Here is a 6,450-nt window from a genome sequence, read left to right as displayed (position 1 = left end):
CGGGACCAAATGGTCGACCAGACGCTATCTGGACACGACACTATTGGAAAAACAAAGATTGACCGCTTGAGAGGTTCAGATCACCAGCCAAATCCAAAAGTGCGAAAGATATTTGACACTACCTTCCAAGCTGCGTCGCCCTCTTTCTTGCAAATCGCCAACAGTCTAACAAAGTTCGAAAAATGCTTGCGAAAGGCCAAGATGCCATCGTTCGCGATGATTTTGTTTGCAGATTTCTCTAACAGCACCGGGTCGATAAAGAGTTGCGTATCCACATTTAGAAAGGGATCAATTAATCTTGCAGCCTTCAGCGCCTTGGTATCAATCCCAAAATGCTTAGAAAAAAGGATCGGATTAGATATTCGCGCCAATATTCCACCACAGAAGAATCGTGTGCCGAGTGAAATTGCACGCTAAGGTATTAAGAGGATAATGGACAGGTGTTCAGATTGATGTTTTCACAAGTTTTCTCATTCTGAGGCGATGCATCCAAACCAACCCTAGAACGTAACGAAGCTCTGTAAATATAATATTTGGTACCGTGATGCAGACCCTGCAGACAGTTACTATTCAAACTTAATAAGTTAAAATAGGAGTTGTTTTAGACGCTGAAACTGCACCAGTATGCAATTCTGTTGCGTCACTCGATCCTTCGCGATGACTTGGCTATCGTGCGACCCGCTCATTGAGTTGGCCAAAGTATTTTGAACCCTGACTTAGACTCGATGCTAAATGAATAAATTTGAATGGACCACATTACAGGACCGGCTAACGGTTTCTTTCAGAAGTTACCAAAAAGCGCAACTCAGTGGTGAAAAAATAAACAACCCGAATAAGATTGCAGAATTAGCAGCAGACGCAATCAAATACTCATCTGTCACAAACAGTCAGAAAATAAACAAGAAAGGATTCCACCCGAAGTACGAGTTTCGTTTTGATGATAATTTACACAAATTAGGGCCCGCCGAAGTTTTGTTTAAAAGCCTCCAAGAACATGCGGGAAATCTAACACCAAACCAAGCTGCTTGGCTTTATCATTCTATTCTAGGCTCAGCTTGCGTTATTGACGTACCAGCCTCTGTCTTCTTGTCAGCATTTAATTACGCGAACCGCTTATTGGATGTATTCGGAGACAAAGTTTATTTCAATGAGCCAGGTAAGAACAACCAGCTTGAGAAAGCGCTACGAATTAGGCTGCTTCGCCGCGATTGTTTGTCTATTGTCGAGTTTACTAAGAAAGGCAAACATCCACTAGAACAAGCATACGAGCAATCACTTCGCCGCTCTGCGGATGGTTTTTTGTGGAATGGTGACTACAGCAGTTGCGTGTGGTGTCTACTGCAAGAGCAACATGTCACATATGACTTTCATGCATCAAAAGCTGCAAATGTACGGTACCAACGTGCTTTTTGGGCGCACTACTACAATGCACTGCTCGGCATTCTCCCATCGAATAAGTTATTTGAGTCACGTGCTGCTGCCAACGAAGGTCTAACAGAAAACGAAAAAGCGATTATCGAGGAATTTGAAAATGCTTCCTCAATTTCCGATGTTGAGATCCGTAATGCACAAATAGCGGTCACAGAAGGAAATTTAGCGGATACTGAAGTTTCAATTGTCCATTTGATACTCCCTATTTCCTTGCCCCAAGGTCGCTTCGAACAGCCTGATTGCGTAATCACATCGGTTCCGGTGAGCAGCCCTTTTCATGACCCTAATTTCAGGGCGCTTCATAGAGAAGTTATGCGGATCAATGGAATGCCATTAGCAGTTTTGTCACCAACGTTAGACCCAGACAAGACATGCTCATTAGTAGTATTGGAATATTCAGGTACATTCGCCCCCGATATCTCTGTCAGTGAGGATGGCAGCCCTTACTTTGACAAAGCTAAAGCCGAAGAATTGCAAGCAATACATGGTGAAGAATATGATCCGTATATCGCCGATGCTGCGACTAGGCTTTTATCTATAGATGATAATCAGGAGTGGCCCGATCGAACAGCTTTATTAAACGCAGTCAGGGATACTGATAGCTTCGCAGTTAACTATTTCGACAAGGCTGGTGCGAGGGGGTTCCATTTCTTTCGACCCCTCATCAAGAAGCGAATATTTGTTGCGGTCCGTGATAGATTCCTTGCTCGCTTTTCGGCTGATGACAATGAAAGCATCAGTGCAAAAGGTGCTCGTCGACTCTCATTACGCGAACCCATATCCTCTCACGAGAAATTGCGATCTTACGCTTACGATGCGGTTCAGGAGCTGATAGCCAAGCCCTGTCGTATGGATGACCTATGGAAAAACATTTGGTTAGATGAGAGCCAATTCACGAGGGTTAAGGATGAGCCCGAGGTACAAAGGTATTTTTTTCATATACTGCGGCCATGGTTTGAAATTCACGGAATTAGTCTAACACGGGAAGTGTATGCGGCCTCAGGCCGTCTTGATATTCTCGCTTCAGCAACAAGTTCGGGACAAGTTATGAGATGCGCCATTGAACTGAAATATGCCCATCATAACAAAATTCTGGCTGGTGTGAGTAGCCAGTTACCAGCTTACATGGATGGATTGTCGGCTGAAGATGGCATTTACGTTGCATTGTGGTGCAAGAGTTCGAAATTCGAGGAGCCAGCAAGATACGCAACCTTTACTGAATTCGAGAATGCTCTAGTCAAGACAATACCTTCAAAATACAGTATTCAGATAATTGTTATCCAAGCACAATTCCGGCCTCCTCCATCAAAGCTGAATTAGGAATTTTTAATACCAACCTTTTTGTCTGCTGTAGCCACCCAGCTTCCATTACGAAGTCGGAAGTCTGTAATTTTAGCGAGAAATCTAGAAGAGGAATTGCATTAAGTAACAGGCCCCCGTACACCCCCGGGGTGACCCTGTGTTTCTCTCTGCAGATTCTCGTAGATTTCTTTTCGTATCATAACAGCCTCGAATGGGCGTGTAGCTCAGCGAGAGAAGCAGCAAAACCGATTGGGTTTTGCGTTCACAAACTACGTTGACCGTTCACACGTTCACACTCTACAGTGAACAGTGTTTAGGTAGAAACAACGATTTGAGACTGTAAGTCTTTGAAAAGATGGTGGGCGTGACTGGGATTGAACCAGTGACCCCTACGATGTCAACGTAGTGCTCTCCCGCTGAGCTACACGCCCATCCGACCGGCTGCATACACCACAAGCCCGCCGCCCGGTCAAGAGGATAATTGACCGTTTTTCAGATCACGCCGCCTGCAGGATCTTCTCGACTTCATTGACGAGATCGCGCAGATGGAAGGGCTTGGAAAGCACCTTGGCGTCGCGCGGCGTATTCGATTCGGGATTGAGCGCGACAGCGGCGAAGCCGGTGATGAACATGACCTTGAGGTCGGGATCGAGTTCGGTCGCGCGGCGGGCGAGTTCGATGCCGTCCATCTCCGGCATCACGATATCGGTGAGCAATAGCGAAAAAGGCTCCTCGCGCAGGCGCTCATAGGCGCTTGCGCCATTGTCGAACGCCTGAACCGCATAGCCCGCTTTTTCCAGGGCCTTGACCAGAAAACGACGCATGTCGTTGTCGTCTTCAGCAAGAAGTATTTTCATTGCACTCCCCGTGTCCATCCCTTGCAATCAACCCGTTCCCGCGAAACCGGATCAGCGTCGCCCCTTCCGGAATCCGGATATCACGCAGCCCTGTCCAAGGGAACCGGATTGTCATCACTTTTGCGGTTCCAGGCGTCGCGGCGATGGGCGACCGGGCGATGTCTGACCTGGCGACCGTCTCCGGCTCGGTCCGGTCATTCAAGCGCAACATGGTAAATATCCGGTTTACGCGCGGCGGGCCGCAGTCTGATCCGGCGTCTCCCGGCGCGAGAGCGCCAAACAGTGCGGCTAAAGAGTGCTGTATGCGGGACACACTGTCCTGACAATTGCGGTTTCGCCGGATCATCCGCTATGGACTCGCCCATGTGCAACTGGCAACATGTGGCTGACTCGGCTGCATTTTTGCTCCGGGCGCAGGCTTCGCCATCGCGCGGCGACGGGATGACAAAAGTGATTGAAAACAGTTTCTCAGAGCAACGGCCTTTCGAGGTGCAGGCGCCTGTAGAACAAATCGTCCCGTTCGTCTTCAACTCGCCCCATAGCGGTCGTCACTATCCAGGCGATTTCATCGCATCCTCCCGGCTTGACGCACACACGATTCGCGTCTCGGAAGACTATTTCGTCGATGAACTTTTCGGAAGCGCGCCGTTCTACGGAGCGCCGCTGCTGGTCGCGCATTTTCCGCGCGCCTTCCTGGATGTGAATCGCGAGCCCTACGAGCTCGATCCGGCGATGTTTGAAGGCTCCCTGCCGCATTATGTCAACACCAATTCGGTGCGGGTCGCGGGCGGCCTCGGCACGATTCCCCGGCTTGTGGCCGAGAATCTGGAAATCTACCACACGCAGATGCCCATCGAAGACGCGATTGACCGCATCGAGTCCCTCTATCGACCCTATCACGACTGTCTTCGCAATCTGATCGTCAGCACGCACGCCGCCTTCGGCGCCTGCGTGCTTGTCGACTGTCATTCCATGCCCGCCCATGCGCAGTCCGGGTCCCGGAACCGGCCGGACTTTGTCATCGGCGACCGGTTTGGCACCAGCGCGTCCGACACGGTGTCGCAGTCGGCGATATCGCTGCTGAAGGATCTCGGCTACACGGTGGCGCGCAACAAGCCCTATGCAGGCGGCTTTATCACCGAGCACTACGGCCGGCCGCGCCGCGGGCTGCATGCACTGCAGATCGAGATCAATCGCGGCCTCTATGTTGACGAGCAGACTTTTCAGAAGAACGCCGGTTTCGAGCGGCTGCAGGCCGATCTTGCCCGTTTCGTCGATCGTCTGACCGCCGAATTCTGCCAGGAGCCGGACAGTATCGCCCTGGCGGCGGAATAATCCGTCGTTTATCTTAAAAAAAAAGACCGCGCCTTTCGGAGCGGTCAAATCTAGGGAGGAAACGCCCGATAAGGGCATATGCAGCCGTTGACTGCGACTCCACTTTTATTGCTGCATTGCACAATAGTCAAGCATATTTCGTTAATTTGTTCGCATGCGCAAAAAATAGGCAAATAAACGGGGTTTCATACGCAGTGTTTTGCGACTAGACACGTCCGGAGCCGATTGGAGATGCCAATGTATTGCGGCTTAAGGTTATGAAAAACAATACAATAGCGGGATGAGTCAATGAAACCGGATCTGGAATTTCTGCACAGGCTGGCCGATGTCGCCGCGCGCGAGACGCTTCCACGATTTCGGGCGACATCTGATGTTATTAACAAGGAAACTGTGGGTTTTGATCCGGTCACGGAGGCGGACCGCGCGGCGGAAGCAGCGATCCGGGCGCTAATTGCGGACCGGTTTCCGGATCATGGCATTCTTGGCGAGGAACACGGCTCGGAAGGGCTCGACCGCGAATATGTCTGGGTGATCGATCCGATCGACGGCACGCGCGCCTATATTTCCGGGGTGCCATTGTGGGGCACGCTGATCGGTCTTTATCACAACGGCCGCGCCGTGATGGGGCTTATGGACCAGCCTTTCACCGGCGAACGCTACGTCTCCGACGGCGCACGCTGCCTCTATCGCGGCCCGGAAGGCGAACGGCGGCTGTCCGCCCGCAAGGGCCTGAGCCTCGCCGAAGCAACCCTCTTCACGACGTCTCCCTTCCTGTTCTCAAATTCCCATATCGACCGCTTTCGCTCCGTCGAAAGCAAGGTCAATCTCAGCCGCTACGGTTGCGATTGCTATGCCTATGCGCTGGTCGCGGCCGGTCATGGAGATATCGTCGTCGAAAGTGGCCTCAAACCCTACGACATAGCAGGCCTTATTCCGGTGCTGGAAGGCGCCGGGGCCATCGTCACGGACTGGAACGGCAACCGGCCGGAACAGGGCGGCGATATCGTAGCCGCCGGATGCGAAAAGGTGCACGCCGAAGCCCTCGAACTTCTCGCAGGCTGACATGAGGATCCGGCCGGCGACGCCTCGTGATGAAGATGACATTCGCGGATGCGCCGAGGACGCCTACCGGCAATATGTCGCGGCGATCGGCCGGAAGCCGGCGCCAATGGTCGCGGATTTTGAGGCTCAGATACGCGAAGGCCATATCCATATCGCTGAGGATGAGGATGGCGGAACACTCGGCTTTATCGTGTTCTTTCCCCGCGACGGTCACATGTTTCTGGAAAATGTCGCGGTGTTCGGTTCAGCGGCGGGCAGGGGCGTTGGCGGCGCGTTGATCGCCTTCTGCGAAGCCGAAGCAAAGCGGCTCCAACTGCCCTGTGTTCGCCTCTACACCAACGAGAAGATGACGCAGAACCTGGCTATCTATCCGCATCTCGGCTATGTCGCGACCGATCGCCGCTTGGAGGACGGGTTTGCCCGGGTGTTCTTCGAAAAGCGGCTTACGTGAACTCGGTGGACA

At 51.8% G+C, this 6,450-nt stretch carries 6 protein-coding genes and 1 tRNA gene; 5 read left to right on the top strand and 2 right to left on the bottom strand.

The window, feature by feature from the left end; translation table 11 throughout:
* Together AAFN47_RS08080 and AAFN47_RS08075 are read left to right on the top strand one after the other, a co-directional pair.
* On the top strand, positions 1-417 hold a 417-nt coding region (locus AAFN47_RS08080), incomplete at its 5' end, for a hypothetical protein (RefSeq protein WP_499808686.1).
* A 315-nt stretch (positions 418-732) separates the two neighbouring features.
* On the top strand, positions 733-2,751 hold the full coding sequence (locus tag AAFN47_RS08075) for a DUF8371 domain-containing protein (protein WP_499808685.1): 2,019 nt from the start codon (positions 733-735) through the stop codon (positions 2,749-2,751).
* A 338-nt stretch (positions 2,752-3,089) separates the two neighbouring features.
* Here AAFN47_RS08075 and AAFN47_RS08070 read toward each other — a convergent pair.
* Positions 3,090-3,164 (bottom strand) — tRNA-Val (locus tag AAFN47_RS08070).
* A 66-nt stretch (positions 3,165-3,230) separates the two neighbouring features.
* Complete coding sequence (gene cpdR, locus AAFN47_RS08065; RefSeq protein WP_499808684.1) at positions 3,231-3,590, bottom strand: cell cycle two-component system response regulator CpdR; 360 nt, start codon at positions 3,588-3,590, stop codon at positions 3,231-3,233.
* Positions 3,591-4,031: 441 nt separating this feature from the next.
* On the opposite strand from cpdR, the gene AAFN47_RS08060 reads away from it, so the two are divergent.
* From AAFN47_RS08060 to AAFN47_RS08050, 3 genes are all read left to right on the top strand, one after another.
* On the top strand, positions 4,032-4,925 hold the full coding sequence (locus AAFN47_RS08060; protein ID WP_499808683.1) for an N-formylglutamate amidohydrolase: 894 nt from the start codon (positions 4,032-4,034) through the stop codon (positions 4,923-4,925).
* 288 nt (positions 4,926-5,213) lie between these two features.
* A complete protein-coding gene (gene hisN / locus AAFN47_RS08055) occupies positions 5,214-5,987 on the top strand; it encodes a histidinol-phosphatase (RefSeq protein ID WP_499808682.1) in 774 nt (257 codons plus the stop codon).
* 1 nt (position 5,988) lies between these two features.
* Positions 5,989-6,438: a GNAT family N-acetyltransferase gene (locus tag AAFN47_RS08050; protein WP_499808681.1), complete on the top strand. Its 450-nt coding sequence runs from the start codon at positions 5,989-5,991 to the stop codon at positions 6,436-6,438.
* Positions 6,439-6,450 lie beyond the last annotated feature (12 nt).

It is taken from the genome of Hoeflea sp. CAU 1731 (assembly GCF_039888615.1).
Classification (GTDB): Bacteria; Pseudomonadota; Alphaproteobacteria; order Rhizobiales; family Rhizobiaceae; genus Flavimaribacter.
Note: the sequence above shows the minus strand (reverse complement) of the source record. Positions and strands in the feature narration are given on the sequence as shown.